Genomic DNA, 24651 nt, shown 5'->3' with positions numbered 1-24651 from the left:
ACATGCTGAAACTGGGAGCAAAAAATGGGGGACCCCCATGGGGTCCCCCATTTACTCCTCGTTGATGTCAAATACTCTCTTTGAACAAAAACTAGAGATACTGTACCAGAAGCTGCGCTATGCCAAAGGCACAACCTGTAATATCAGAAGCAGCAAAAGCTGCGAAACCCAATGCCTCAGAAGCTCCCCCGGCCTTTTTACCGTAAATACGTGCCATAATTTATCCCCCCACATATCGTTCGTACCATTTGAGAAAACAAACGCTATTGCCTCCGCCGAGAATCATTATATATTATTGTTTTTAAATGTCAATATATACCGCTTTTTTCTGACAATTTAGTTTTTTGTCCATCTTTCTGGATTTTCCTTCGGAAGGCCCATGCTATAATGAAGTAAAGCGGGGTGAAAACATGACGGGAAAAGTTGCGGGGCTTTTTCTCTTTTTTTCCTTGATAATATTCGTCTTGCTGTCCCCTATTGCGGGGTGGGCCTCCCAGGAGGAGAAGCTGTTGGTTGCAGCCAGCATACTCCCCCAAAGATACTTCATTGAGCGGATAGCTGACCAAAAGGTCCAGATAGAAATAATGGTTCCGCCTGGAGCCAACCCTGCGACATACGAACCCAAGCCATCTCAGCTTGTATCCTTGAGCCGGGCCTCCCTTTACTTCGCCATCGGCGTTCCCTTTGAAAAGGCGTACCTTGGGCGTTTTTTTCAGATAAACAAGAATATGGTTGTCGTTGATACATCTGAGGGGATCTCCAAAATACCCATAAGCTCCATACACGACCTAACCAACCGCGAAAACGGCAAAAGCCACGGTCATGAACATTCGCAAGGGGAGCTTGATCCTCACATCTGGCTTTCCCCGAGGCTTGTGAAAATTCAGGCACAAAACATTCAAAGGGCCCTTTCTTCGGCGGATCCCCAAAACACCAAGTCATATCAAAAGAACCTAAAGAGGTTCCTCAAGGAACTGGACGAATTGGACGAAGAGATAAGGGGCAAGCTCTCCGAGACAAAGGGCAAAAAATTCATGGTGTTTCATCCCTCTTGGGGTTATTTTGCCAGGGACTACGGCCTTGATATGATCCCCATAGAGGTGGAAGGAAGCGAACCCAGCGCAGCGGAACTAGCCAAGATCATAAGCATCGCCCAAAAAGAGAAGATAAGGATAATCATCACTCAACCGGAGTTTCCAAGCCGATCAGCAAAGGTCATAGCCCAGGAGGTAGGGTGCAGGGTGGTCCCCATAAGCCCCTTGGCGCCCAACTGGAGAGAGAACCTCCTGCTTCTGGGGGACACCTTGGCTGAAGCTCTGAAAGACAACTCCCGCGAGGAGACCAAGCCATGAAACAAAAAGTCATAAGCTTAAAGGGCGTTTGGGCAGGGTACGGCAACAACAACGTGATAGAGGACATAAACTTTTCTGTGAAGAAGGGGGATTTCGTGGGCATTATAGGCCCCAATGGAGGCGGGAAATCCACCCTGCTAAAGGTCATATTGGGCCTCATAACACCTTACAAGGGAGAGGTGAAGGTCATGGGCCTTCCTCCAGAGGAAGGCCGGGAATTCGTGGGGTGGGTTCCCCAGGAAAGCGATATGGACAGGGACTTTCCCATAAAGGTCCTTGACGTGGTGCTAATGGGACGAATGGGAAGGAAAAAACTTCTTCGCTCCTACTCCAAGGAGGATAAAAATAAGGCTTCAGAGGCCCTCGAGATGGTGGGTCTACAAAACATCGCTCAAAAACCCATAGGTGAGATATCCCTGGGACAGAGGCAGCGGGTCTATATAGCCCGGGCTCTGGCAAAGGACCCGGAGATCCTACTTCTTGACGAGCCCTTAGCAAGTGTGGATCCCAACACCAGCGAGGTCATTTATGGCCTGCTCAAGGACCTTAACGAAAGCAGAGCCATAACCATAGTGATGGTAACCCACGACGTGGGGGCTGTGTCCTCTTACGTCAAATCCGTAGGGTGCCTGAACAGGAAGCTCTACTATTACGACGAAAAAACCCTTACCCAGGGCATGATAGACGCCGCCTACCACTGCCCTGTTGACCTGATAGCCCATGGAGTGCCCCACAGGGTGCTCCCCAAAATAAACCAGGAGGAAACCAAAAGATGATTGAGGCCCTTCAGTTCGACTTCATGAGAAACGCCCTCTTGGCAGGGCTTTTGATCAGCGTAGCATGCGGCATCGTGGGGACCTTTGTAGTAACCAAACGTATAGTCTTTTTGAGCGGCAGCATCGCCCACGCCGCTTACGGTGGGATAGGCCTTGGATATTTTTTGGGATTCAACCCCCTCTTGGGGGCCTTCGCCTTCAGCCTTGCCGCAGCCGTAGGAATGAGCGCCATTCAGCGAAGGGCAAGGGAGCGCTCCGACACCCTAATAGGGGCCCTGTGGGCCATAGGCATGGCTGTGGGGATAATACTCATTGATCTATCAGGAGGATACAAGGCCGATCTAATGAGCTACCTTTTCGGAAGCATCCTGATGATACCTCAAGAAGACCTATGGCTTCTTTTGGCACTGGACCTGGGTATAATGCTTTTGGTGTGGCTGTTTTACAAGGAGCTAGTGGCCCTTTCCTTCGACGAAACGTTCTCAACGGTGCAGAACATCCCCGTGGGTAAGATTCACACCCTTTTGGTCACCATGACCGCTCTCACCGTGGTGATGATGATGCGAATGGTAGGACTCATAATGGTTATCGCCCTTCTCACCATGCCCGCTGCCATAAGCGGGCAGTTCGCCAAGAGCCTGAAAAAAATGATGGTCCTTGCCTCCATTTTAGGGGCCTTATTCATCCTCTCAGGCCTTTGGCTTTCCTACTGGCTCAACCTCACATCCGGTGCATGCATCATTCTGGTGGCCGGCGTTTCCTACTTGGCAAGCCTGGCCATCAAGAACTTAATCTAGAACCTATTGCGCCCTTGCAATTTTTAGGCTCCTCAGCCTATTTATCGCGAAAGCCGTCTCGAACTTCCTGGGTAAGGCGTAATCCCCCGGATGGCCATAGCGGTGAGGGGAGATGACGTCCATACCCTTTTCCTGTATGTCCCCAAACACTTTATCTATTATCTCCACTATGCTCCTTCGACCATCTATGTAGCCCTTTACGTATGCGTAATGCCAGATTTGGGCTATCATTCTAGTCTGACTCTCGTCTACGAGCAGAGAGAGTGCACCAAGGTCCATGTTGTCCCTACCAAAGGTTATACTTCTAAGACCATTTGCCTTGATCTTAAGCTTCTTGCCCAGGTGAGGATTTATGCTTCCGGGGACAGGCACCCTAGAAGAGGGTATGAATGGGACCTTTTGAGCCTCTTTGGCTCTGTTGGTCTTTATACTTTGGGCCACCGACATAGCTTCCTGGGTCACGTCCAACGGAACGTACTCATCCATCATTATCACCTTATCCGCAACATCCAGGTAATCTCCGCTTCCGCCTATAACGAGGATGGTCGAGACGCCCAATTGCTCGAAGAGCCCTCTTACGTGATCTATGAAGGGCGTTATGGGCTCCTTGTCCTTGGCAATCAGCCTCTGCATCCTTGCATCCCTTATCATGAAGTTGGTTGCAGAGGTGTCCTCGTCGATAAGCAAAAGCTTGACCCCCATTTCAAGGGCCTCCTGTATGTTCGCGGCCTGGGATGTGGAGCCCGAGGCGTCCTCCGTGGAGAAAAAGGAGGTGTCCTTCCCTCCAGGAAGGTTGTTTATGAACGGAGAAATGTCCACTCCCTTTACGCTTCGGCCATCCTCAGCCCGTATCTTGGCGGTCTCCTCCACAGTGGCTACATATTCCCTGCCGTCTCCAGGAATATGGGGATAAACGCCCATCTCTATAGCCTCAAGAAGGGTCGTTTTGCCATGGTATCCTCCGCCGGTTATGAGGGTCACTCCTTCAGGAATGCCCATGCCCGTTATCTCTCCCCTGTTAGGCAAGGTCATCGTTACCCTCAGGCTTGGAGGACTACTAAAGGCGACGGCATCCTCCCTCCTCATGGGACGCTGGGAAACTCCGCTTTCTCGGGGCAATATAGATCCATCGGCTATGAAGGAAACGAGCTTTTGTTCTTTAAGTTGTTCTTTTATGTAAAAGTGGTCCTCCACTACTTCCACGTGTCTTTTTAAATTTTCTTCGTTTATGTTTCTGTAAAGCAAAGCCTCCTCAACAATCCTCGGCAGTTCGTCAAAGAACATCTCCATGGCCTCTCTGCCCAGAACCCTTCTTCCTGCCGCGGGCAAACCGCACACAAACCGAATCTCCACGAAATCTTCATTAACCAAGCAGGACGTGCGCTTCAATACCTGTTGCCCTGGAACATCCACGGCAAAAAGCCCTGATTTTCCGCTGCCCCTTTTCCCCTCTGCATATTTTCTTATGGCCTTTGCAAAAGTTCTGGTCATAAAATCACAGCAAGCCATTTGTCTGTGAGGGTTTTCAAAGGCCCACCCGGGGATCTGGGCAACCTCTTGCTTTACTCTTACCCTTAGCCTGCTGGGAGCTGCGAAAGGGTCTCCCTGAACATGGTCTATGAAAAGATCGAAGAAGCCGAACTTGTAGGAACCCTCTATCTGCTTATAGGCCTTGTAGCCCCGACCATCTATGGACAGTAATATTTTTTTCAGTCGTTCGCTCTCCAACGAAAAAACCTCCCTAGCTTAATAAGAGATATAATTGTAACTAAATCATTATAATAATTGGCATTTGACCGTAGAAGGGTTTGTTTTGCCATGAAAAAATACTTAAGCTGCATTTTTGCGTTTCTTCTTGCCTTCGGAGGGTTCGTGCCTGAAGCCCAAGCTTCAGGCACATTGAAGCTCCTCTTTGGAGGGGACACGTACTTTGGTGAAAGCTACGGCGTCTTCGAAACCGGCGCGTCCCCCCAGGGCGAACCTGGAATATACAACAAAAGCTCCTCCACATAGGCCAATAAGGTCGCCTAGGCTATCTCAGTGGAGACTCCAGCATCCTCAAAGGTAGCCATTTCGTCTAAAATCCTCAGTGCCGCCTCTATCAAATTGAAAGCCAAAACGGCGCCTGTGCCCTCTCCCAACCTCATATCCAAATGCATCAAGGGCTTCAAGCCTATCAGGTCCAAGGCTATCTTGTGGCCTGGCTCCTGTGAAAGATGAGACCCTATCATGTAGTTTGTGGCCTTTGGCTCTATCTTCGAAGCTATCAAAGCGGCAGCCGAGGATATGAATCCGTCAACCACCACAGGAATCCTTCTGGAAGCCGCTCCAAGCATGCAGCCTGCCATGCCGGCTATCTCCAGTCCCCCCACCTTGGACACCACATCGATGGGGTCTTTCACATCTGGCTTGTTTATCTTTATCCCTCTCTCTATGGCATTCTTTTTGACAGGCACCCTATCTTCCCCTATGCCAGTTCCCCTGCCCACGACCTCGTCAAGGGGCCTTCCAGAATAAAGAGCTACGATAGCGCTACTAGGCGTAGTATTTCCTATGCCCATCTCTCCAATGGCAAAAATAGATGCTCCTTTTTCTATCAGCTCATAAGCCACATCAATGCCCACTTCTATGGCCCTTACTGCCTCCTCTCTGGTCATAGCAGGGCCACAGGCAAAGTTGTCCGTCCCGTACTTTACTTTCCTTACCTTCAAACCTGGAGCGTCCAAATCCACCGCCACTCCAACATCCACACAAACCACCTCTGCACCTGCGTGCCTGCTCAGAACATTTATGGCCGCTCCGCCATTCAGAAAGTTGATCACCATCTGGGGGGTTACCTCCTGAGGGAAAGCACTTACTCCTTCCGCCACTACCCCGTGATCGGCCGCCATTACTACCGAGACCTTCTTGCCAAGTTTTGGCCTTGGATTTCTTGTAATACCAGCCATTTGTACGGCCAATTGCTCAAGCATTCCAAGGCTCCCTCTTGGCTTGGTCAAATTATCCAATCTCCTTTGAGCTCTTTCCATGGATTCATAATCAAGGTCCTCAATACGGGTTATCGCTTCCTCGAGCATCGTCCATCCTCCTTCGTTATGGGTATCAATAAAAAAAGCCCCAAACCGCAACTGCGGTTTGAGACTTTACCATCATCCCAACCTACTAACTCCAGAAAGGCAGGTCTCCTGGCTTTGGATCATCCCTTGGCTGAACCTTCCCATCGCACTAAGGCAACAGTGGCATCTCTCAACCAAAGTCCCCGTCACAGTGGCGGGACCGCGCCGGATTCTCACCGGACTTCCCTATTCTCCCTTACGGGCACCTTCCTGGTTTGTCTTCGCTGTTTTTAGTAATTTTATGAAAAAACTTCCTGCTTATCAACTTATAATATAATCTTCTATATGTTAATACTATCCACCGGAAAGAAGGAAAAATTATGAGAGAGAAGAAACTCATTCTCGTGACCGGCGGCGCAAGAAGTGGTAAAAGCTCTTTTGCGGAAAGGCTGGCAAAGGAAGCACAAAAACCGGTCACATACATAGCCACTTGCCAACCTCTGGACGAGGAGATGGCTTTTCGAATCCAAGAACACAGAAAAAGACGGCCTAAAAATTGGAAGACCGTGGAAGAGCCCTTTAATCCCACGGATATAATAGCCAAAGAGGGAAAGTCCGATGGGGTAATCCTCCTGGATTGTTTGGCCCTGCTGGTCTCCAACCTCCTCCTGAGGGAAAAAGACCCTAACGATCCAAAATCCTTTTCTCGTGTTATCGAAGAAATCGAAAACCTGGCCATCACATGCAGATCAGTCAAAGGAGAGGTGATCGTAGTAACCAATGAGGTAGGAATGGGCGTAGTGCCTGAATACCCCCTCGGAAGAACCTATCGAGACCTTTTAGGAAAGGCCAATCAGATAATGGCCTTATACTCCGACTCTGTTTATCTTCTAGTATGCGGCATTCCCGTAGACGTTAAGCAGCTGAATAGGGTATTGGAGAAAGGAGTTTATGATCTTCAATGAAAAGCCTCTTTATTGCCCTCGGTTTCCTCACGAGGATTCCCTCTCCCTACAGTAACGCAACCTATACCGAAAAGGAAATGGCAAGCAGCTTGGCCTGTTTCCCCCTGGTTGGACTCATCGCGGGCTGCCTAGTAGCAGCAATCGACGCTTTGGCCACTAAGTTTTTGGGCACCATGGTGGCTTCTGGGGTGGATCTCGCGGCTTTTTTCCTCATAACTGGCGGTCTCCACTTGGACGGGTTAATGGATACAGCTGACGGCCTCCTCAGCGGTAAAGAAAGAGAAAGGGCACTGGAGATAATGAAGGACAGCCGAGTGGGAGCCCTGGGAGCAAGCATAGCATCACTAGTACTTATATTGAAGTTTGCCTTGCTTGCTTCTTTCCCTGAGGGAACGCGCTTGGCGGTCTTGGCTCTTTTTCCGGCCATTGGTAGGTGGGCAATGGTACCTGCAATAACCTTTTTCCCCTACGCTCGCAAGAAAGGACTGGGGAAAAGCTTTTGGAGTTTTTCCACCAAAAAGGAGTTCTTCGTTGCGACGGCCCTGATCTCCGCACTGGCCATAATCCTCTTAGGAGAGAGAGGTTTATGCTCCTTGGCTGTTGCTGGCGGAGGAACCTTTTTAGTAGCAAAAAGAATTAGCCAAACATTAGGAGGGCTAACTGGAGACACCTACGGAGCAATAAACGAGATTGCGGAGATCTTAGCACTGATGATAATGGCAACAAGACTCCAATAGAGGGAAAGATCATGATCAAGCTAATATTGATTAGGCACGGAGAGTCCAAAGGAAACAAAGAACTACGCTATACCGGCCATACGAACGTACCTTTGACGGAAGAGGGAAGGCACCAAGCACGACATCTTGCAATTAGGCTTCGCAAAGAAAACATAACGGCCATATACTCCAGCGATCTAAGAAGGGCTTTTGACACCGCCTCCTGCATAGCGGAAGGAGTCAATTTAAGCGTCGTGAAGGAACCTCTTCTGCGGGAGCTGCATTTTGGGGATTGGGAAGGCTTAACCTATAATGAGATAATCCAGGGATGGGGCGAACTATGGAACCATTGGTTCGCAAACCCTCTGGAAGTTGCCCCTCCTGGGGGAGAAACACTGCTCCAACTCCAAGAAAGAGTTTTGAAGGCCCTCTTTAAAATAACGGCCAAACATAAAGATGGCACCGTTGTTCTTGTCTCCCACGCAGGTCCTATCAAATGCATTTTATGCTACTTAAACAGCTTACCCTTGTCCGCCTTTTGGGATATCGCCGTTCCTCCTGGAAGTTTAATGGCTATACAGCTTTCTGAAAGGCAGGGAGTCCTTCTCTGCGAAAGAGCAGAGGGAAGGATAAAGATAGCTGGCAAAGCAAAAACCTACATGATAGGAGATATACTAATATAGTATACTAATAAAAACTGAGCTGACTGGAATAAATTCATTGATGCCTCCCAGCATATGTGGGGCATGGCATAGGGACTAAGGTTCGAGAAAAAATTCAAAAACATCAAAAATAAAGACCTAAGCCCTATGAAAGGGAGTGAAAAAATGGGTAAATTCGAGGAAATGAGGGCAAAGGCTGAGGAGTTGGACAGGCTTGACCCACTGAGGGATTTCAAAAAGCATTTTGAGGTTCCCAAAGGGCGGATTTATATGGACGGCAACTCCCTTGGGCTTCCCGCAAAGGAATCCATACAAGGGGTGCTTCGGGTGCTGGAAGAGTGGAAGACATTCAACATAGACGGCTGGCTGAAGGGCTCGCCTCCTTGGTTCACCATGCCAGAAGAGCTGGGGCGCAAGATGGCACCTCTCGTGGGCGCGCAGCCAGAAGAGGTAGTAATGACGGGATCCACGACCTCCAACCTACACAGCCTGGTGAGCACCTTCTACCAACCTGAGGGCAAACGAAGAAAGATCCTGGCCGACGAACTGAACTTTCCATCTGACCTTTACGCCCTTGCAAGTCAAATCCGCCTGAAAGGACAAGACCCATCAGAGGATCTGATCTTGGCCAAATCCAGGGACGGCAACACCCTTGATGAGGATGACCTCATAGCCCTCATGGATGAGACCGTCTCGGTGGCCTTATTTCCATCGGTACTATACCGAAGCGGCCAGCTGCTGGACATGGAAAGGCTAACGAAGGCGGCCCACGAAAGGGGCATTTTCATAGGCTTCGACTGCGCTCACTCCGCTGGGTCAGTCCCTCACCGCCTACACGACTGGGGAGTGGATTTCGCCTTCTGGTGCAGTTACAAGCATCTGAACGGAGGGCCAGGAAGTCCCGCGTTCCTCTTCCTCCACAGGAAGCATTTCGAAAGGGAACCCGGCTTGGCAGGCTGGTTTGGATACGTAAAGGAGAAGCAGTTCGACATGAACATAACCTTTGAGCACGCCAAATCCGCTGGAGGCTGGCAGATGGGCACTCCATGCGTTCTTTCCGCTGCAACCCTTGAAGCAGCCCTTGACATCCAGCAGGAAGCCACCATCGAGCAAATCAGGGAAAAATCCCTAAAATTGACGGACTTCCTAATCGAGCTGGTTGATACCTTCCTCTCAGATGAACCCTACTGCTACTCTATCGCCACACCCAGGGACCACAATAGGCGCGGAGGGCACTTGGCCATAGAGCACCCAAAAGAAGCATGGAGAATATGCTGCGCTCTCAAAGCCAGAAATATCATTCCCGATTTCAGGCCTCCAAGGATCATCCGTATAGCTCCCGTTGCGCTATATAACACCTTCACAGAGGTGTGGGAAGTTGCCAAGGCGCTAAAGGAAATCATAGACCACAGGGAATTCGAACACTTCCATAAAGAACGAAGCATGGTTTCGTGAAGGGACAGTACTGTCCCTTCACGCCTATATTCTGTCGTCCAGCATGGCGCCTTTGTCGGCCTGAAGGGCCGTTTTAGCGCAAAGGCCCAAAATCCCCCTGTCTACCTTAGGCGGCAAAGGCTTCCATTTCCTAAGGCGTTCCTGGAGTTCTTCATCGGTAATTCTTAGGTCCACCCTTCTTTCCGGGATATCTATGTCAATAATGTCCCCTTCCTGCACTACGCCTATAGGTCCGCCTACCGCTGCCTCGGGAGCTACATGGCCTATGGCGGCGCCTTCTGTAAAACCGGAGAACCTGCCGTCCGTGACTACAAAAACGTCAGATCCCAACCCTAGTCCCACAAGGGCATCGGTAGTCATCATCATCTCCCTCATCCCCGGTGCCCCCCTGGGGCCTTCGTACCTTATTACCACTACGTCGTTTTTCTTTATCTTGCCCGTCACGACGGCTTCGTGGGCCTCTTCATCGGAGTGAAAAACCCTGGCTCTGCCGATAAACTTCAACCGACCTGAAGGGATCGTAGTGGTCCTGCATATGGCCCCGTCCGACGCAAGGTTTCCTCTCAAGACGGCAATGCCTCCATTGGGAAAGACGGGATCATCCAGCCCCCGCAGCACCTTTTTGTCCTTGGACGAGGCTCTTTCTGCTATCTGGCCAACGGTCATACCTGAAAGGGTTGCCGCCGAACCATCCAGAAGTGGAAGAAGCTCACCCAAGATCGCAGGAACGCCTCCCGCCCTATTGAGATCCTTAACTGTGGCCTTACCAGTAGGTATAACCTCGGAAATGACTGGAACCTGCCTTGAAAAACGGTCAAAATCATCCAGGGTAAGTTCGATCTCCAGCTCTCTAGCGAAACTCAAAAGATGAAGCACCCCGTTTGTGGACCCCGCCGTGGCCAAAAGAACCTTGACGGCATTTAAAAAACTGGAGCGGCTCAATATATCCTTCGGAGTTATCCCCTTTTTGGTGAGCTCCACGATCTTTCTTCCGGTCTGCGTGGCAAAACGAAGCTTTTCCGCCGAGGTTGCAGGCACTGTCGCTGAGCCTGGCAAGGAAAGCCCCAAGGCCTCCATGAGAATCTGCATGGTGTTGGCCGTCCCCATCAAGGCACACGCTCCAGGTCCTGGACACACGTGATCCTCCAGATAACGAATTTTCTCCTTCACCTCTTGTGAGCTTGAATGGTCATATTGGGCGCCGAAAACCAGCTGATCCAGCTCGGATAGGACCACTTGCCTTCCCTCGAACTCACAAGTGTCCTGAGGGCCTCCGGAGAGGAAGATGGCAGGAAGCCCCGTCCTAAGGGCGCCTATGAACACCCCGGGTATTATGCTGTCACAGGACGCCAATAATACCAAGCCATCAAAGAGCTGTACGTTGGCCATTATCTCGACGGAAGAGGCTATGACATCCCTTATGACCAACTCATACCGCAAGTGGGGGGTCCCTATGGGAACCGCACCGCAGGTAGCAATGGTCCTGAACTCGAAAGGTGTTCCTCCTGCCTGCCATATGCCCGCCTTTACTCGTTCTACCAGTTTATCCAGGTGAACATGGCCCAAGCCGGCATCGTTAGCTGTATTAACGATACCGATAAGAGGTCTCGACAGATCTTCGTCGTCGTAGCCGCACCCCTTGTATATGGCCCTCCTGGAGGCTCCTTCACTCGTGGAAAACAACTTGTGCTTTTTGGAGCGGTACATTCGTTCTACCTCCTTTGCTTGATAAACTAATAAAATATTATAGATTTTTTAGGGTGTATGTATAGGACTATTTAAAAACACCAAAAGTAAAGACCTGACCACAGATAAGTAAATAGGGAGGGTTGACAGGAAAAATAATGACGTGTACAATCCCATTTAGAATTTAACGCCGGAGCCGGAAGGAGGCATAACCGTGAGCGAATATAGGATAGCAGTAGAACTCGTCCTTATAGTAGTCGTACTCGTCCTTATTAGCTGCGGGTCCCTTCCCGGAGTGCCGGCGGACTAGTACGTCTACGGCAGAACCGGGCCGGGACCCATAAAAGGGTTCCGGCCTTTTTTTATACTCAAAAACCTGTACTTCGGAAAAAACGAAATCAATCGGGGAGTGATTCAAATGAAACATACCATAAGCGTCCTGGCCGAAGACCACCCAGGGGTGCTGACCCGGCTGGCGGGGCTCATCTCCCGCAGAGGCTACAACGTGGACAGCCTTAGCGTCGGCCGCACCGAAAAGGAGGGCATTTCTCGCTTTACCCTCGTGGTGAGCGGCGACGACGAAACGGTTCAGCAGATCGAAAAGCAGCTGGAAAAGCTCATCGAGGTGATAGAGGTAAAGGACCTGAGCAAAGGCCCCTTCGTGGAAAGGTGGATGGTACTCGCCAAGGTGAAAGCCCCAATGGAGCAGCGCCCTCTACTCCTCCAAACAGCAGAGGTGTTCCGAAGCCGGGTCGTCGATATAGGTGAAGACTCCATAATATTCGAAACCACCGGGGACAGGGGAAAGGTAACGGCATTCCTGGAAGCCGTAAAGCCTTTCGGACTCGTTGAAATTTCATCCAGCGGCGCCGTAGCCCTGGAACGTGCAGGCTTTGCCAATGGGCATTCCTAAATAAAAATTCCATCAAAAGGAGAGTGGGTAAATTATGGCGAACATCTATTATGAAAAGGACGCAAATCTTGACCTTCTCAAGGGGAAAACGGTGGCAGTGATAGGGTACGGAAGCCAGGGACACGCTCACGCCCAGAACTTAAGGGACAGCGGCATAAATGTCGTGGTGGGACTTCACGAAGGAAGCCGTTCCAAAAAGAGGGCAGAAGAGGACGGATTTGCCGTTTATTCCGTGGCAGAAGCCACCCAGAAGGGCGACCTCGTAGTCTTCTTAATGCCAGACCATGTACAGGCACAGGTTTACAGGGAACATATAAAACCCAACTTGAAACCCGGCGCATCCCTTGTGTTCTCCCATGGATTCACCATTCACTACCATCAGGTAGAGCCTCCAAAGGAGTGCGACGTCTTCATGATAGCCCCTAAATCCCCAGGGCATCTGGTAAGAAGAATGTACACCGAGGGCAAGGGCGTCCCGGGCCTTTTGGCGGTCTACCAGAACCCATCAGGCCAAGCCAAGGAGATGGCCCTAGCCTACGGTACCGCCATAGGCTGCGGCAGAGCTGGAATAATCGAGACCACCTTCGCGGAAGAGACGGAAACGGACCTCTTCGGCGAACAGGCAGTCCTCTGCGGTGGCGTTACAGAGCTGGTTAAAGCAGGCTTCGACACCCTGGTAGAGGCAGGCTATCAGCCCGAGATAGCCTACTTTGAATGCCTAAACGAGCTCAAGCTTATAGTGGACATGATGTTCGAGGGCGGCCTCAGCTGGATGCGCTACTCGGTAAGCGACACTGCCAAGTACGGCGACAAGGTGGCTGGGAAAGTTGTAATAGACGACCATGTAAGAGCCAACATGAAGGTCCTCCTCGAGAGGGTCCAAAACGGCGAGTTCGCCAAGGACTGGATCCTGGAGAACCAGTGCGGCAGGCCCTCCATGAAAAAATGGGCAGAAAGGGAGAAAAACCATCTGATAGAGAAAGTCGGTAAAGAATTGAGAAAAATGATGCCTTGGCTGGACGCCAAGGAAGCACCTGAAGCTTAGAAAAACGTCGGGGGCGCACCGCAAGGTGCGTCCCCCTCGAAAGGAGAGTCAAAGATGGGTGAAGATTACGTAAGGATTTTCGATACTACTTTGAGAGATGGAGAACAGGCAGCGGGGATAAACCTGAACACCGCTGAGAAACTTCAGATCGCTCATCAGCTCGCCGCCATGGGAGTGGACATAATAGAGGCCGGATTCCCAGCGGCGTCCCCTGGGGACTTCGAGGCCGTTTCCACCATAGCCAAAGAGGTAAAAGGCCCCACCATCGCAGGCCTCGCCAGGACAAGACCTGAGGACATCGAAGCAGCCTACAACGCCGTGAAGCATGCGGAAAAACCGCGGATCCATACCTTCATAGCCACAAGCGACATCCATCTGGAGTACAAGCTGAAGATGGACAGAAAACAAGTTCTGGAGGAGATAAAAAGGGCCGTCACTCAAGCAAGAAGCTACGTGGACGACGTGGAGTTCTCCGCAGAGGACGCCAGCAGGTCGGACCTGGATTTCGTAGTCGAAGCCTTCAAGACCGCCATCGAGTGCGGCGCCACCACCATAAACATCCCCGACACGGTAGGTTACGCCCTCCCCGTGGAGTTCGGCGACTTCGTAGAGGAGATCATAAGGAGAGTAGACGCCCCCTCCAACGTCATATGGTCCTGCCACTGCCACAACGACCTGGGCCTTGCGGTCGCCAATTCCCTTGAGGCAGTAAAAAGAGGAGTAAGGCAGGTGGAGTGTACCATAAACGGGTTGGGCGAACGAGCAGGAAACGCAGCCATGGAAGAGATAGTCATGGCCCTTAAGACCAAAAAAGGCTACTTCGGCGTAGAGTCTCGCCTAAACACCAAGAAACTCTACCACATAAGCAAGCTGGTCTCCCAACTGACAGGCTTCATAGTTCCTCCCAACAAGGCAATCGTGGGGGATAACGCCTTCGCCCACGAAGCAGGTATCCACCAGCACGGAGTTCTGTGCAACAGGGCGACCTACGAGATAATGAAACCCGAGGACGTGGGTGCCCCAGGGAGCAAGCTCCACCTGGGCAAACACTCGGGCAAGCACGCCTTCACCAAACGCCTGGAGGACCTGGGCTTTGCCCTCTCAAAAGAGGAGATCGCCCATGCATTCAAGCTCTTCAAGGAGCTGTGCGACAAGAAGGAAATAGTCACGGACAGCGACATAGAAGCCCTCGTAGTGGACGAAATCCTCGCTGTGAGCCCCACCCGCAAGTTTAAGCTGGTGAGTTTCTCCGTGAGCGCATCGGCGAGCAAGGGCACAGCGACCATAACCTTGATGGACGGCGAAGAAGAAAAATCCGACGCGGCAGTAGGAAACGGCCCAGTGGACGCTTCCTACGCGGCCCTCAAGAGGATCATAGGCATAGATCCCAAGCTGGAAAGCTACAGAGTTCACGCAGCAAGCGAGCGTTCCGACGCTGTAGGGGAAGCGAGAGTCGTCTTGTCCTACAAGGGGCTTAAAGCCCAGGGCCGCGGAGCCAGCACCGACGTCGTTGAAGCCAGCATAAAAGCATACATAAACGCCACCAACAGGCTGTATCAGGTGGCCGCAGCAAGAGGAGTTGACATAGATGAGTAGGACCTTAGCCAGCGCCATAATCGCAAAGAAGACCACCCAGAAGGCCTTGGAAGGCGAAATATGCAAGGTCAACGTCGACCTTGCCTTCGCCAACGACATAACCGGTGCTCCCGCCATAAGGGCCTTCAGGAAAATGGGGGCCAAACAAGTATTCGACCCCCAAAGATGTGCCATACTGCCGGACCACTTCACCCCCAACAAGGACATAGCGGCAGCAGAGCAGGCAAAGGAAGCCAAGGAGTTCGCATTGGAACAGGGCATGCTCTACTGGGAGCAAGGACGAGTCGGGGTGGAACACACCTTTCTGCCCGAACAGGGGCTCATACTGCCTGGAGAGATAGTGATAGGCGCCGACAGCCACACCTGCACCGGTGGCGCCATGGGAGCCTTCGCCACCGGAGTTGGAAGCACCGACCTAGCAGCCATTTGGGCCCTCGGCCAGACGTGGCTGAAGGTCCCCAAGACCATAAGGGTGCTCTTTCAGGGCAAACGCCCTGCCTGGATATCCGGCAAGGACCTGATACTGGAGGTCTTGAGAAACCTCGGCGTCCAAGGGGCCCTCTACAAGGCTCTGGAGTTTTCCGGCGAGGCCGTAGAAAGCCTTCCCATGGACGACCGGTTCACCATATCCAACATGGCCATAGAGGTTGGAGGAAAAACGGGGCTTTTCGTGCCTGACGAAAAAACGCTGAAGTACGCAGAAAAGCGGGCATCAAGGCCCTTCGAGCCAGTCTATCCCGACAAGGATGCACCTTACGAGAGGACCATCGAGATAGACACATCAAGCCTTGAGCCTTTGGTGGCCCTGCCCCACCTTCCTTCCAACGTGAAGCCTGCATCGCAATGCGAAGGTATAAAGGTAGATCAGGTGTTCATAGGTTCCTGCACCAACGGAAGGCTCAGGGATATGGAGCAGGCCGCTTTGGTGTTAAAGGGCAGGAAGGTGCACCCCTCCACGCGGTGCATAATCATACCCGCATCCCAGGAGGTCTTCCAGGCATGCCTGGAAAGAGGATACATAAGCACCTTCATAGAGGCTGGGGCGGCAGTCTGCACCCCCACATGCGGACCGTGCCTTGGGGGGCACATGGGCATTTTGGCTGCAGGAGAAAGGTGCGTTTCCACCAGCAACCGCAATTTCGTAGGCCGCATGGGACACCCCAAGAGCGAAGTGATCCTGTCAGGCCCGCTGGTTGCTGCAGCCTCGGCCGTGACAGGAAAGGTCACCGACCCACGGGAAGTCCTCTCCCAAGAGGAACTGAAGGCATTGGAGGTGGGCTCTTATGAATAAGACGTTTCGCGGAAAGGCATGGGTCTTTGGCAACGATGTGGATACGGACGTAATCATTCCTGCAAGGTACCTGGTGACCGACGATCCTGTAGAACTTGGAAAACACTGCATGGAAGGGCACGACCCCCAATTTCCTGAGAAGTTCCACCAAGGGGACATCATTGTGGCAGGGGAAAATTTTGGGTGCGGTTCATCCAGGGAACATGCACCTTTGGCCCTTTTAGGCATTGGGTGCTCCTGCGTGATAGCCTCATCATACGCCAGGATATTCTTCAGGAACGCCATAAACGTGGGACTTCCCATCCTGGAGTGCCCCGAAGCTGCAAAGGCCATAAACCAGGGTGACGAGGTGGAAGTCAACCTCGCCGAGGGAGTCATAAAGAACCTTTCCACCGGACAAAGCTGGAACGTCCCTCCCCTTCCTGATTTTCTTCAGGACCTCATGGACAAGGGAGGCCTAGTCAACTGGGTCAGAGAGAGGCTCAAAGAGGAGGAGGGCGCAAAATGACCGAAAGCAAAGCAAGGCACTACAGAATAGCCTGTATAAAAGGCGACGGAATAGGACCTGAAGTAATAAATGAGGCCATGAAGGTCACGGAAAAGGCAGCTTCCGCTTTTGGCTTTACCGTCGAATGGACCGAACTGCCCTACGGAGCAAACCATTACCTAAGGACCCAGGAGGTCCTGCCCGACGAAGCCCTAAAGGAAATAGGGAAACACGACGCATTGCTTCTGGGAGCCATAGGAGATCCATCGGTGAGGCCAGGGATTCTGGAACAGGGAATCCTGCTGAAACTGCGTTTTCATTTTGACCAGTACGTAAACCTGCGGCCTGCCAAAAGTTTTCCCAGGGTTTTCCTCCCAGTGAAGGCGGACAATGTGGACATAGTGGTCGTAAGGGAAAACACAGAAGATTTTTACATAGGCCTTGGCGGACGGTGGGAAAAAAGCACCTCACAACAAAGCTTCAACCTCAAGAGGGCCAACTACGAGATGTCCGGAGATTTGCGGTTGGAGTTTTCCCCAAAAAGCAATGCGGCAGCCCAGGTGGGCATCGCAACAGAAGGTGCTGTGCGCAGGATAACCGCCTATGCATGCAAGGCCGCCCAAGCCAGGGGTGAGGATACGGTGACCTTGGCATCCAAATCCAACGCCCTCTCGTGGATATACGGATTCTGGGAGGACGTGGCAAAGGACGAGGCCCAAAAACAGGGAATGAAGCTTCAAGTAGCCAACGTGGACGCCCTATGCTACCACTTGGTAAAGGATCCATCGAAATGGGGAGTAATCCTCACCCCCAACATGTTCGGCGATATTGTAAGCGACCTTCTGGCGGGCATAGCCGGAGGTTTGGGAGTGGCAGCTGGAGCGAACATAGGAGACGGCCTCTCCATGTTCGAACCTGTACACGGTTCGGCACCGGACATTGCAGGAACCGGCAAGGCCAACCCAGTGGCGGCCATCCTCTCTGCGGCCTTGATGCTCGGCCACTTGAAGGAAGAAAAGGCCGCAAAGGCAATAGAAGAAGGGGTACGAAGCTACCTTGAGGAGGCAGCAGAGGATGAGCTACCATGGGAGTTCGGAGGTAAAGCCTCAACGGAAAGTGTGGGAGACTGGATCGCTGAAAAGGTCCATCCATAGGAAGGAGAGATACCCATGAAAATGACCGGAGCCCAGATGATCGCAAAAGCCCTAGAGAAAGAAGGTGTGGAATACGTTTTTGGCATCCCCGGCGGAGCCGTAATTCCCCTTTTCGACGCCCTCTACGATGCTCCGTTCAAGGTGGTGCTCACCCGCCACGAACAGGCCGCATGCCATGCAGCAGATGGATACGCCCGAACCAGCGGCAAGGTGGGGGTATGCGTTGCCACATCAGGGCCCGGTGCTACCAATATAATGACGGGCCTGGCCAACGCTCACATGGATTCGGTCCCCCTGGTGGTCATAACCGGACAGGTAGCGACCGGAGCCATAGGGACCGATGCATTCCAGGAGACAGACATATATGGATGCTCCCTGCCCCTCGTAAAACACAGCTTCCTGGTTAGGTCCATCAAGGAGCTTCCCTCTGCCCTAAAAGCGGCATTCATCATAGCTTCCACCAGGCGCCCAGGGCCTGTCCTTGTGGACGTACCAGTGGACGTGCAAAGGGCAATAGGCACCTTTGAATACCCCGAAGGGGTGACATTTCCAGGCTACGACCCCACGATGCCGGAGGAAACAGAGGGGTTAAAGGACGCAGTTGCCATGCTGGAAAAGTCAGAGCGGCCCGTAATACTGGCCGGAGGCGGGTGCAACAACTCTTCTGCCTCCAAATGGCTCATTGAGCTGGCGAAAAAAGCCGACTGTCCCGTGGCTACCACCCTGATGGGAAAGGGCTCCTTCCCCGAGACGGACCCATTGGCTTTGGGAATGGCTGGGATGCACGGAACACCTCAGGCAAATATGGCCCTTACGGAGTCGGATTTGATCTTGGCTATCGGAACCCGCTTCAGCGACAGAACCACGGGAGACAGAAGGGCCTTTGCGCCAAAGGCAAAGGTTATACATATAGACATAGATGCGGCGGAACTGGGAAAGAACATAAAGGCCCACCTTCCCATACGGTGCCATGCTGAACTGGCGTTAAAGACCCTCTTTGAATCTATGGGAGACAAAAAATCCGAGGCAAGGAAAAAGTGGCTCTCCCAAATAGAAGAAGCAAAAAGAAAGTTTCCCCCCGAACCTACCAGCAACCAGGGGGTTGACCCCCGGGAGGCCATACGCGTCCTGAGGAGTCTGATGGGACAGGAGGAGCACCTGGTGACCGAGGTGGGACAGCATCAAATGTGGGCGGCGCTGCACTGGAAGGCCCTAAAGCCCAGGACCTTCATAACCTCGGGAGGGCTGGGCACCATGGGCTTCGGCATCCCTGCGGCCATAGGCGTGGCCTTCGCCCACGAGGGAAAGCCCGTGACATGCCTTTCTGGAGACGGAAGTTTCTTCATGAACATGCAGGAGCTTGAGACCTGTGCCAGGTACAACCTGCCGGTGCACATAGTGGTCTTGAACAACTGCAGCCTCGGGATGGTCCGCCAATGGCAGGAACTTTTCTGGAACGAACGCTACGCCAGTACATGCGTCCCGCAGGCTTGCTCCATAGCCGAGGTGGCCAAAGCCATGGGCTTCAAGTCCTGGGTGGTGAAGGAAAACAACGACCTAGAGAGCACCTTGAAGGAAGCCTTGGAACACCATGGCCCCACGCTGGTGGAGTGCATGGTTCCCACCCAAGAAAAGGTCTTCCCCATGGTGCCCCCGGGAGGGAAAATAGGGAATTTTTTATATCCAGAAAACAAATGAGGCTACAGCGCTGCCTCGTCAAAGGCCTTCTGGCTGAGCTCTAGGTTCTCCAGCTTGAAGGCCTTTATTATCTTTTCAAAATCGGGCAAGAGGACGTTCTCCCCCTCTTGTTTCACTATACAAGCCAAATGCTCTCCTAGGAAGGTCTCCTTGAGGGAGAAATCCAGCTGATCTTCCGTTATCTCGTATATCCTCCTGACCGAATCCACAGCAAGGGCCACCTTAAGCTGCCCCTCCAAGTCTAAAATTATGAGTTTCTTTTCCTTCAAGGGCACTTCGGATCTTATCTTCAAAAAGGTTCCTAGGTCTATTACGGGTATGACCTCTCCCCTTATGGTGCATACGCCCAGGAATGAAGGCGGAGTGTGAGGTACAGGCCGGGTCTCCTGAAATTTCAATATCTCCCTCACAAGGGTTACATCCACCGCAAAGGTCTGATCTCCCAGCTCGAAGATTATTATCTTGTAACTCTTAGATCCGTCCCCAGAGGGCCTCTGTGCCTCGTTGCTTTTGGAATTCAAACTAGTCATAAAAAGCACCTCCTAAAGGTTATCCTTTCTTCATCGAATTGGCTATGGCCAGAAGGTCATCGGCTGTCTGAACTGCTTTGGAGCTCGCTTCGTAGGCCCTTTGGACCTCTATCATGTTCACCATCTCATCCACCACTTGGACGTTGCTCATCTCCAGAGCACCTTGGACTAAAGAGCCAAGTCCCTCCTCGCCTGGGTTTCCCACTATGGGCGGCCCACTCGCATCGGTCTCGACGAACAGGCTGTTCCCTTTAGCCAAAAGGCCCGCAGGGTTTATGAACCGGGCAAGTTCAATTTGACCTATCTCCTGCCCTTGAGGGTCTCCCTGAACCTTAACGGAAACCACACCGTTTTCGCTTATCATTATCTCCTCCGCGTCCTCGGGTATGGTTATGGCGGGCTCCAACAGATAGCCGTCGGTGGTGACTATCTGCCCTTCACCATCCACCTTGAAGGCACCATTCCTTGTGTAGGCCACAGAGCCATCCGGCAGGGTAACCTGGAAAAAGCCATCGCCGGATATCATCAGATCCAAAGGATTGTCAGTAATCTTGACCGCGCCTTGGCTCATCAGCCTTGGAGTTCCCACTACCCTACTGCCCAATCCTATCTGAACCCCCGTAGGCACAGTGGAGCCTGGGTCCACAGGAGCTCCCGGCTCTCGGTCCACCTGGTACATAAGGTCCTCAAAGTCCGCTCTCTGCTTCTTGAAGCCCGTAGTATTGACGTTGGCCAGGTTATTGGCCACCACGTCAAGGTTGGTCTGCTGAGCCTTCATCCCCGTGGCAGATGACCAAAGTGCTCTTATCATACCCCACTTCCCCTTTCAACGTTTATGGCACTACATCAAGCAAGAAGAGACACCAAGCACCCTTTGATGTCGTTGGCCAACTTCATGAGCTTGACCCTTTTAGCCTCCCTGGATAGGACCTTCTCCATTTGGGAAAGCCCTTCATGTACCCTGGTTATAAGCCTGAAGGCCGCCCCGGAGGTCATGGAAAACTCCTGCCTTACCTGGAGCATCCCCTGAACCTGCTGTAAAAGTTCCCTCACTACACCCTTGTACTCCTCCAGCACCCTTTGGGATGGAAAACGAAAGAGCTTGTCCGCCACCTCGTCAAGCCTCTTGAAAAGCTGATCCGACTGGGCCTTTATAAGATCCTCGCCAAAGGGCCGCTCAACAGCCTTTCCCTTGCCCTTGGATGATTTGCCCAACGGCGCTGATATGCCCTCGGCAGAAAACCTTTGGGCCAGTCCTACCTCCGGCGACAAATTACCGCTCATGCTTCGTCCTTCCTCTCCTGGCGGCTTCTGCGTTCATGTACATGTTCATATATTGTTTCGGCAGCGACATGGCAATGTTTAACCCTCAAAGGAACGTCATTTCAAAGACCCTATGAGCCACCCTGTGTCCACCTTCTCCATCTCTAGCCTCAGGGATCTGAGGGTCCTCACGAAGAGTATCTTGGGGGCAAAAGTTACGGCGACCTTGTTGGGATCATCCTGCCTTTTTACCTCATACCTGTCGGGTAGCTGCTCGGGCAGGTGCTTTTCTTCAAAGAGCTTCTTCAACCCCGCTGGGTTGCCCAACTGGGCCCTCATGGTCGGAGAAAGCAATGAAAAGATGGCATCCCAATCCCCTGCCTTCCAGGCCTCCAGGAACTTATCCAGGAGCACCTCCCTCTCGTACCCAACCACTTTTTCTTCCTTGGGCTCCAAGGAAGTCTCAGCTTTTTGGGCTTCCTTTTTGGTGGTTTTTGGGATTTGTTGCGCTTGTTGTAGTTTTCTTTCCTTTTCCAGAGCCAAGGAGAGGTCCTCAATCCTATTTTTGAGGATCTCCCTCTCCTGCAAAAGCTCCTGGATCGTCTTTTGGAGCTTTTCCTTTTCCTTCTGCAACTTTTCGGCCGCCTCCTTGAAGGCCTCAAGCTGGGAAGAGTCATTGGACGTTTCTTTCCTTTGCTCCTTCGTCATACTTTGAGCCTTGGCGATCCTGCTGGCTTCCTCCTGTAAATTCTTCTTCAATCTGGCCCTCATGTCGTCAGGAAACTCAAAGACCAACTCGGAAGTATGGCCCTTCTTCAATACTAGCTTGAAGGGGCCCTCCACCTTAGGAAAGAAGACCAGCCCCTGAGCAAAATCCGATATAGGTTCATCTAGAGTTTTCTCATAGTACGAGGGGGAGATCTCCGTTCCGTCATCCTTTCTCAAAAAAAAGGCCTTTGAAAGGGGGGCAAGGCTAACCTCCCTTCCTCCGTACACGTAAACACTCAAAAGGACCGGAGTGGAGGTATCCATTCTAAGGGCCTTCTTGAAATCCTCGGCCACTTTGCCCGTGGGATCGCCGTTTCCCCCTGTCACCTCCATGACCCAGGGTTCCACTATGTAATCCGGGTAGTGGACCACCCACGCCAAAAAACCCTTTCCCCATCGGAAGGCGGTGCGGTCATCCAATAGCTCCTCCACGGAAGGCTTTGCCGAGGAGGGAAGCCCTAGCCCTAAGGAGAACATAATCACCATAAGGAATATCGTTGAAATTTTTCTCAAAAACAACTCCCCCAAGAAGGCAGATTGTAGCCAGTAGCAGTAAATATTTTAGCAAAATAATGCTAGAATAGGAGAAGTATCTCATTTTTTCGCGAGAAAGGAGACAAAACCCATGGGAATAAAGGTCCAGACGATCATGATGGGCGAGGTGGAGGTGGATGAAAAGGCCATCATAACCTTCCCCAACGGCCTTCCCGGCTTCGGCGGAGCTAAGAGGTGGTTTTTTGCAGGCGAAGACGAGGACGTAATAAAGTGGATGATCTGCCTGGACTGCGGTCATATATGCCTTCCCGTTACGAGCCCCGAAGTTGTGGACCCTGCCTACTCCCCCCACATCCCAGAGGAAAATCTAAAGAGGCTTAGGCTCTCCAGCCTGGACCAAGGGGTCCTCATGGTGGTCTTGAACTTGCCCAGGGACAAGCCATGGATGGGCACAGCCAACCTTCTGGCCCCCATAGTCATAAACCCCTCCCTGCGATTAGGGGAACAGGTGGTATTGATGGACGAACGCTACAGCGTTCGAACCCCTCTGGTATCCGAGGAGGAGAGGGCCAAGATAGAAAGGTCCGTAGAGGCCCAAAAGAGACAGGGCGGTGAAGAGTGATGCTCGTTTTGACCAGGCGCAAGGACGAGAGCATAGTCATAGATGCCGGTGGGGGCATAGAGGTGAGAGTAATCGAGGTGGGCAACAACTTCGTCAGGTTGGGCATAAAGGCCCCAAAAAGCATAAACATATGGAGAAAGGAGATCCTGGTGGAGGTTACGGAAGCCAACAGGGCAGCCGCTGAAACGGCAAGGGAAAACCTCGACATCTTGGAATCCCTGCTGAAAAGCCGCCCCAAAAGGCAGAAGGAGGAAAAAGAAGAGGATGGGAGCGCCTCAACCAGTTGAAGGGATACTTCCATCAGAGGGTATTGACAATTCCCTGCGAAATGCCGATACATACATCGGAGGCTACGGCGAAGAGCTTGAGCTGGCCTTCGAAAAAAATCCTTTGTTGGTTGTTTGGCGAAACTATCTCTCTTATATTTTCAATAGAGAGGCAAAAGCAGGCCGGCAGCTTTTGTCAGAGACCCCGCAAGGGGTAAATTCCAAGGATGGAAAATCGACAGAACAAGGAGGTTTGAGTAGCATGCGTATTTATCACAACATCAACTCAATGGTCACTCAGAACAGCTTGAGGACCAACGAACACGCCCTCTCCAGGTCTCTGACCAGGTTGTCCACTGGTCTTAGGATCAACAGTGCCGCAGACGACGCCGCAGGACTTGCCATATCAGAGAAGATGAGGGCCCAGACCGCAGGTTTGGACAAGGCAGTAAGCAACTCTCTGGACGGCATCTCTCTGATCCAGACGGCAGAGGGTGCCTTGAACGAGACCCAGTCCATCCTCCAAAGGATGAGGGAACTCTCGGTTCAGGCTGCCAACGACACCCTGACGGCCAACGACCGCCAGGCCATCCAGTCGGAGATAGACCAGCTCACTCAGGAGCTCGACAGGATCTCCGACACCACCACGTTCAACACCAAAAAGCTGTTGGATGGAACTGCTTCCGCGATAGTATCCACTGACAAGTCCACGACCAAGGTTTACGCCCGTGGTACGGTCACGAACGAGGGCAACTACAAGATCTCCGTTGACCTTCTCCAGGCGGGAACCGCCCAGGTTCAGGTATCCAACGTCTTCACCCTGGGAAGCGGTTCCGGCGGCGAAATAGAGAGCCAGACCGCGGGAGAGGGCCGTAAGGCCGCAGCGAAGATGGTAATACAAAGCGGCAGTACAAATGGGGATACTTTGGACTTCGACTTCACCATAAACGGAAAGACCTTCTCGGTTTCCAGCATTGTGTTATCAGGTAGCGGTTCCGATGCTACAGAGATCAAGGCAGGATTGGAGGCCAGCGATGACTTCAACAAGTACTTCACCG

26 protein-coding genes and 1 riboswitch are annotated in these 24651 nt (G+C 52.1%); of the genes, 18 read left to right on the top strand and 8 right to left on the bottom strand.

The features are described 5' to 3' along the window. Positions 1-91: 91 nt before the first annotated feature. Positions 92-217: a hypothetical protein gene (locus tag V7Z69_RS03910; RefSeq protein ID WP_334138641.1), complete on the bottom strand. Its 126-nt coding sequence runs from the start codon at positions 215-217 to the stop codon at positions 92-94. A 193-nt stretch (positions 218-410) separates the two neighbouring features. Between V7Z69_RS03910 and V7Z69_RS03905 the strand changes: the two genes are divergently transcribed. Genes V7Z69_RS03905 through V7Z69_RS03895 form a run of 3 tightly spaced genes read left to right on the top strand, consistent with a single transcriptional unit; the run spans position 411 to position 2925 of the window. Beyond that, entirely contained in the window at positions 411-1352 is a 942-nt protein-coding gene (locus V7Z69_RS03905; RefSeq protein WP_334138640.1) for a metal ABC transporter solute-binding protein, Zn/Mn family, read from the top strand. Next, positions 1349-2128, top strand: coding sequence for a metal ABC transporter ATP-binding protein (locus V7Z69_RS03900; RefSeq protein ID WP_334138639.1), 780 nt, complete (start codon positions 1349-1351; stop codon positions 2126-2128). Before V7Z69_RS03905 ends, V7Z69_RS03900 begins: the two co-directional genes overlap by 4 nt. Then, positions 2125-2925, top strand: a complete 801-nt coding sequence (locus V7Z69_RS03895; RefSeq protein WP_014162323.1) for a metal ABC transporter permease — start codon at positions 2125-2127, stop codon at positions 2923-2925. The genes V7Z69_RS03900 and V7Z69_RS03895 overlap by 4 nt, the downstream gene beginning before the upstream one ends. Positions 2926-2928: 3 nt before the next feature. Here the strand turns inward: V7Z69_RS03895 and V7Z69_RS03890 are convergent, their stop codons facing one another. Beyond that, positions 2929-4653: an ABC-ATPase domain-containing protein gene (locus V7Z69_RS03890; RefSeq protein ID WP_334138636.1), complete on the bottom strand. Its 1725-nt coding sequence runs from the start codon at positions 4651-4653 to the stop codon at positions 2929-2931. Positions 4654-4743: 90 nt separating this feature from the next. Between V7Z69_RS03890 and V7Z69_RS03885 the strand changes: the two genes are divergently transcribed. Continuing rightward, positions 4744-4938 carry a hypothetical protein gene (locus V7Z69_RS03885; protein ID WP_334138635.1) on the top strand — a complete coding sequence of 65 codons (195 nt, stop codon included), beginning with the start codon at positions 4744-4746 and terminating at the stop codon, positions 4936-4938. Positions 4939-4952: 14 nt separating this feature from the next. On the opposite strand, the gene cobT is transcribed toward V7Z69_RS03885, so the two are convergent. Further along, complete coding sequence (cobT, locus tag V7Z69_RS03880; protein ID WP_334138634.1) at positions 4953-6002, bottom strand: nicotinate-nucleotide--dimethylbenzimidazole phosphoribosyltransferase; 1050 nt, start codon at positions 6000-6002, stop codon at positions 4953-4955. An 81-nt stretch (positions 6003-6083) separates the two neighbouring features. Beyond that, a riboswitch (cobalamin riboswitch) is annotated at positions 6084-6266 on the bottom strand. A gap of 95 nt (positions 6267-6361) precedes the next feature. Between cobT and cobU the strand changes: the two genes are divergently transcribed. From cobU to kynU, 4 genes are all read left to right on the top strand, one after another. Next, on the top strand, positions 6362-6946 hold the full coding sequence (gene cobU / locus V7Z69_RS03875) for a bifunctional adenosylcobinamide kinase/adenosylcobinamide-phosphate guanylyltransferase (protein WP_334138633.1): 585 nt from the start codon (positions 6362-6364) through the stop codon (positions 6944-6946). Beyond that, on the top strand, positions 6943-7683 hold the full coding sequence (cobS, locus tag V7Z69_RS03870; RefSeq protein ID WP_334138632.1) for an adenosylcobinamide-GDP ribazoletransferase: 741 nt from the start codon (positions 6943-6945) through the stop codon (positions 7681-7683). The genes cobU and cobS overlap by 4 nt, the downstream gene beginning before the upstream one ends. A gap of 11 nt (positions 7684-7694) precedes the next feature. After that, positions 7695-8345, top strand: a complete 651-nt coding sequence (gene cobC, locus V7Z69_RS03865) for an alpha-ribazole phosphatase (RefSeq protein ID WP_334138631.1) — start codon at positions 7695-7697, stop codon at positions 8343-8345. Positions 8346-8489: 144 nt separating this feature from the next. Further along, the gene (gene kynU / locus V7Z69_RS03860; RefSeq protein WP_334138629.1) at positions 8490-9779 is read left to right on the top strand and encodes a kynureninase; all 1290 of its coding nucleotides are present in this window, start codon (positions 8490-8492) and stop codon (positions 9777-9779) included. Positions 9780-9803: 24 nt separating this feature from the next. On the opposite strand, the gene ilvD is transcribed toward kynU, so the two are convergent. Continuing rightward, on the bottom strand, positions 9804-11486 hold the full coding sequence (gene ilvD / locus V7Z69_RS03855) for a dihydroxy-acid dehydratase (protein WP_334138627.1): 1683 nt from the start codon (positions 11484-11486) through the stop codon (positions 9804-9806). Between the two features lie 397 nt (positions 11487-11883). Between ilvD and ilvN the strand changes: the two genes are divergently transcribed. The 7 genes from ilvN to ilvB are packed head-to-tail and all read left to right on the top strand — an operon-like array spanning position 11884 to position 19649. After that, positions 11884-12378 carry an acetolactate synthase small subunit gene (gene ilvN, locus V7Z69_RS03850; RefSeq protein WP_014162314.1) on the top strand — a complete coding sequence of 165 codons (495 nt, stop codon included), beginning with the start codon at positions 11884-11886 and terminating at the stop codon, positions 12376-12378. Between the two features lie 34 nt (positions 12379-12412). Beyond that, on the top strand, positions 12413-13423 hold the full coding sequence (gene ilvC / locus V7Z69_RS03845) for a ketol-acid reductoisomerase (protein WP_014162313.1): 1011 nt from the start codon (positions 12413-12415) through the stop codon (positions 13421-13423). 54 nt (positions 13424-13477) lie between these two features. Further along, positions 13478-15019 (top strand): 2-isopropylmalate synthase, encoded by a 1542-nt coding sequence (locus V7Z69_RS03840; protein WP_334138624.1) that lies wholly within the window; start codon positions 13478-13480, stop codon positions 15017-15019. Beyond that, positions 15012-16310 (top strand): 3-isopropylmalate dehydratase large subunit, encoded by a 1299-nt coding sequence (locus V7Z69_RS03835; protein ID WP_334138622.1) that lies wholly within the window; start codon positions 15012-15014, stop codon positions 16308-16310. Before V7Z69_RS03840 ends, V7Z69_RS03835 begins: the two co-directional genes overlap by 8 nt. Beyond that, positions 16303-16818 carry a 3-isopropylmalate dehydratase small subunit gene (locus V7Z69_RS03830; RefSeq protein WP_334138620.1) on the top strand — a complete coding sequence of 172 codons (516 nt, stop codon included), beginning with the start codon at positions 16303-16305 and terminating at the stop codon, positions 16816-16818. The genes V7Z69_RS03835 and V7Z69_RS03830 overlap by 8 nt, the downstream gene beginning before the upstream one ends. Further along, positions 16815-17951: an isocitrate/isopropylmalate dehydrogenase family protein gene (locus tag V7Z69_RS03825; protein WP_334138619.1), complete on the top strand. Its 1137-nt coding sequence runs from the start codon at positions 16815-16817 to the stop codon at positions 17949-17951. Before V7Z69_RS03830 ends, V7Z69_RS03825 begins: the two co-directional genes overlap by 4 nt. 15 nt (positions 17952-17966) lie before the next feature. Continuing rightward, the gene (ilvB, locus tag V7Z69_RS03820; protein ID WP_334138616.1) at positions 17967-19649 is read left to right on the top strand and encodes a biosynthetic-type acetolactate synthase large subunit; all 1683 of its coding nucleotides are present in this window, start codon (positions 17967-17969) and stop codon (positions 19647-19649) included. Between the two features lie 2 nt (positions 19650-19651). Here the strand turns inward: ilvB and V7Z69_RS03815 are convergent, their stop codons facing one another. The 4 genes from V7Z69_RS03815 to V7Z69_RS03800 all read right to left on the bottom strand — a co-directional run bounded on the left by V7Z69_RS03815 (position 19652) and on the right by V7Z69_RS03800 (position 22696). Continuing rightward, a complete protein-coding gene (locus tag V7Z69_RS03815) occupies positions 19652-20179 on the bottom strand; it encodes a chemotaxis protein CheW (RefSeq protein ID WP_014162307.1) in 528 nt (175 codons plus the stop codon). Between the two features lie 19 nt (positions 20180-20198). Beyond that, positions 20199-20990, bottom strand: coding sequence for a flagellar basal-body rod protein FlgG (gene flgG / locus V7Z69_RS03810; protein WP_334138612.1), 792 nt, complete (start codon positions 20988-20990; stop codon positions 20199-20201). Positions 20991-21025: 35 nt separating this feature from the next. Continuing rightward, on the bottom strand, positions 21026-21463 hold the full coding sequence (locus V7Z69_RS03805) for a YaaR family protein (RefSeq protein WP_014162305.1): 438 nt from the start codon (positions 21461-21463) through the stop codon (positions 21026-21028). 96 nt (positions 21464-21559) lie between these two features. Beyond that, positions 21560-22696, bottom strand: coding sequence for a nuclear transport factor 2 family protein (locus V7Z69_RS03800; protein ID WP_148256296.1), 1137 nt, complete (start codon positions 22694-22696; stop codon positions 21560-21562). Between the two features lie 139 nt (positions 22697-22835). On the opposite strand from V7Z69_RS03800, the gene fliW reads away from it, so the two are divergent. The 3 genes from fliW to V7Z69_RS03785 form a co-directional block, all read left to right on the top strand. After that, positions 22836-23327 (top strand): flagellar assembly protein FliW, encoded by a 492-nt coding sequence (fliW, locus tag V7Z69_RS03795; RefSeq protein ID WP_334138609.1) that lies wholly within the window; start codon positions 22836-22838, stop codon positions 23325-23327. Continuing rightward, positions 23327-23614, top strand: a complete 288-nt coding sequence (locus V7Z69_RS03790) for a carbon storage regulator (RefSeq protein WP_334138683.1) — start codon at positions 23327-23329, stop codon at positions 23612-23614. Before fliW ends, V7Z69_RS03790 begins: the two co-directional genes overlap by 1 nt. Next, positions 23592-24651, top strand: a 1060-nt coding sequence (locus V7Z69_RS03785; RefSeq protein WP_472132147.1) for a flagellin N-terminal helical domain-containing protein, incomplete at its 3' end; no start/stop codon positions are given. The genes V7Z69_RS03790 and V7Z69_RS03785, both read left to right, overlap by 23 nt.

Origin of the sequence: Thermovirga lienii, from assembly GCF_036847465.1 — a bacterium.
In the GTDB taxonomy this organism is placed as follows: domain Bacteria; phylum Synergistota; class Synergistia; order Synergistales; family Thermovirgaceae; genus Thermovirga; species Thermovirga lienii.
The sequence above is the reverse complement of the archived record's forward strand: the minus strand, read 5'-3'. Positions and strand labels throughout refer to the sequence as shown.

Excerpts from the sequence above, each read along its gene's own strand:
- V7Z69_RS03910 (WP_334138641.1), bottom strand. The coding sequence starts at position 217 with ATGGCACGTATTTACGGTAAAAAGGCCGGGGGAGCTTCTGAGGCATTG.
- V7Z69_RS03905 (WP_334138640.1), top strand. The coding sequence starts at position 411 with ATGACGGGAAAAGTTGCGGGGCTTTTTCTCTTTTTTTCCTTGATAATA.
- V7Z69_RS03900 (WP_334138639.1), top strand. The coding sequence starts at position 1,349 with ATGAAACAAAAAGTCATAAGCTTAAAGGGCGTTTGGGCAGGGTACGGC.
- V7Z69_RS03895 (WP_014162323.1), top strand. The coding sequence starts at position 2,125 with ATGATTGAGGCCCTTCAGTTCGACTTCATGAGAAACGCCCTCTTGGCA.
- V7Z69_RS03885 (WP_334138635.1), top strand. The coding sequence starts at position 4,744 with ATGAAAAAATACTTAAGCTGCATTTTTGCGTTTCTTCTTGCCTTCGGA.
- cobT (WP_334138634.1), bottom strand. The coding sequence starts at position 6,002 with ATGCTCGAGGAAGCGATAACCCGTATTGAGGACCTTGATTATGAATCC.
- cobU (WP_334138633.1), top strand. The coding sequence starts at position 6,362 with ATGAGAGAGAAGAAACTCATTCTCGTGACCGGCGGCGCAAGAAGTGGT.
- cobS (WP_334138632.1), top strand. The coding sequence starts at position 6,943 with ATGAAAAGCCTCTTTATTGCCCTCGGTTTCCTCACGAGGATTCCCTCT.
- cobC (WP_334138631.1), top strand. The coding sequence starts at position 7,695 with ATGATCAAGCTAATATTGATTAGGCACGGAGAGTCCAAAGGAAACAAA.
- kynU (WP_334138629.1), top strand. The coding sequence starts at position 8,490 with ATGGGTAAATTCGAGGAAATGAGGGCAAAGGCTGAGGAGTTGGACAGG.
- ilvD (WP_334138627.1), bottom strand. The coding sequence starts at position 11,486 with ATGTACCGCTCCAAAAAGCACAAGTTGTTTTCCACGAGTGAAGGAGCC.
- ilvN (WP_014162314.1), top strand. The coding sequence starts at position 11,884 with ATGAAACATACCATAAGCGTCCTGGCCGAAGACCACCCAGGGGTGCTG.
- ilvC (WP_014162313.1), top strand. The coding sequence starts at position 12,413 with ATGGCGAACATCTATTATGAAAAGGACGCAAATCTTGACCTTCTCAAG.
- V7Z69_RS03840 (WP_334138624.1), top strand. The coding sequence starts at position 13,478 with ATGGGTGAAGATTACGTAAGGATTTTCGATACTACTTTGAGAGATGGA.
- V7Z69_RS03835 (WP_334138622.1), top strand. The coding sequence starts at position 15,012 with ATGAGTAGGACCTTAGCCAGCGCCATAATCGCAAAGAAGACCACCCAG.
- V7Z69_RS03830 (WP_334138620.1), top strand. The coding sequence starts at position 16,303 with ATGAATAAGACGTTTCGCGGAAAGGCATGGGTCTTTGGCAACGATGTG.
- V7Z69_RS03825 (WP_334138619.1), top strand. The coding sequence starts at position 16,815 with ATGACCGAAAGCAAAGCAAGGCACTACAGAATAGCCTGTATAAAAGGC.
- ilvB (WP_334138616.1), top strand. The coding sequence starts at position 17,967 with ATGAAAATGACCGGAGCCCAGATGATCGCAAAAGCCCTAGAGAAAGAA.
- V7Z69_RS03815 (WP_014162307.1), bottom strand. The coding sequence starts at position 20,179 with ATGACTAGTTTGAATTCCAAAAGCAACGAGGCACAGAGGCCCTCTGGG.
- flgG (WP_334138612.1), bottom strand. The coding sequence starts at position 20,990 with ATGATAAGAGCACTTTGGTCATCTGCCACGGGGATGAAGGCTCAGCAG.
- V7Z69_RS03805 (WP_014162305.1), bottom strand. The coding sequence starts at position 21,463 with ATGAGCGGTAATTTGTCGCCGGAGGTAGGACTGGCCCAAAGGTTTTCT.
- V7Z69_RS03800 (WP_148256296.1), bottom strand. The coding sequence starts at position 22,696 with ATGGTGATTATGTTCTCCTTAGGGCTAGGGCTTCCCTCCTCGGCAAAG.
- fliW (WP_334138609.1), top strand. The coding sequence starts at position 22,836 with ATGGGAATAAAGGTCCAGACGATCATGATGGGCGAGGTGGAGGTGGAT.
- V7Z69_RS03790 (WP_334138683.1), top strand. The coding sequence starts at position 23,327 with ATGCTCGTTTTGACCAGGCGCAAGGACGAGAGCATAGTCATAGATGCC.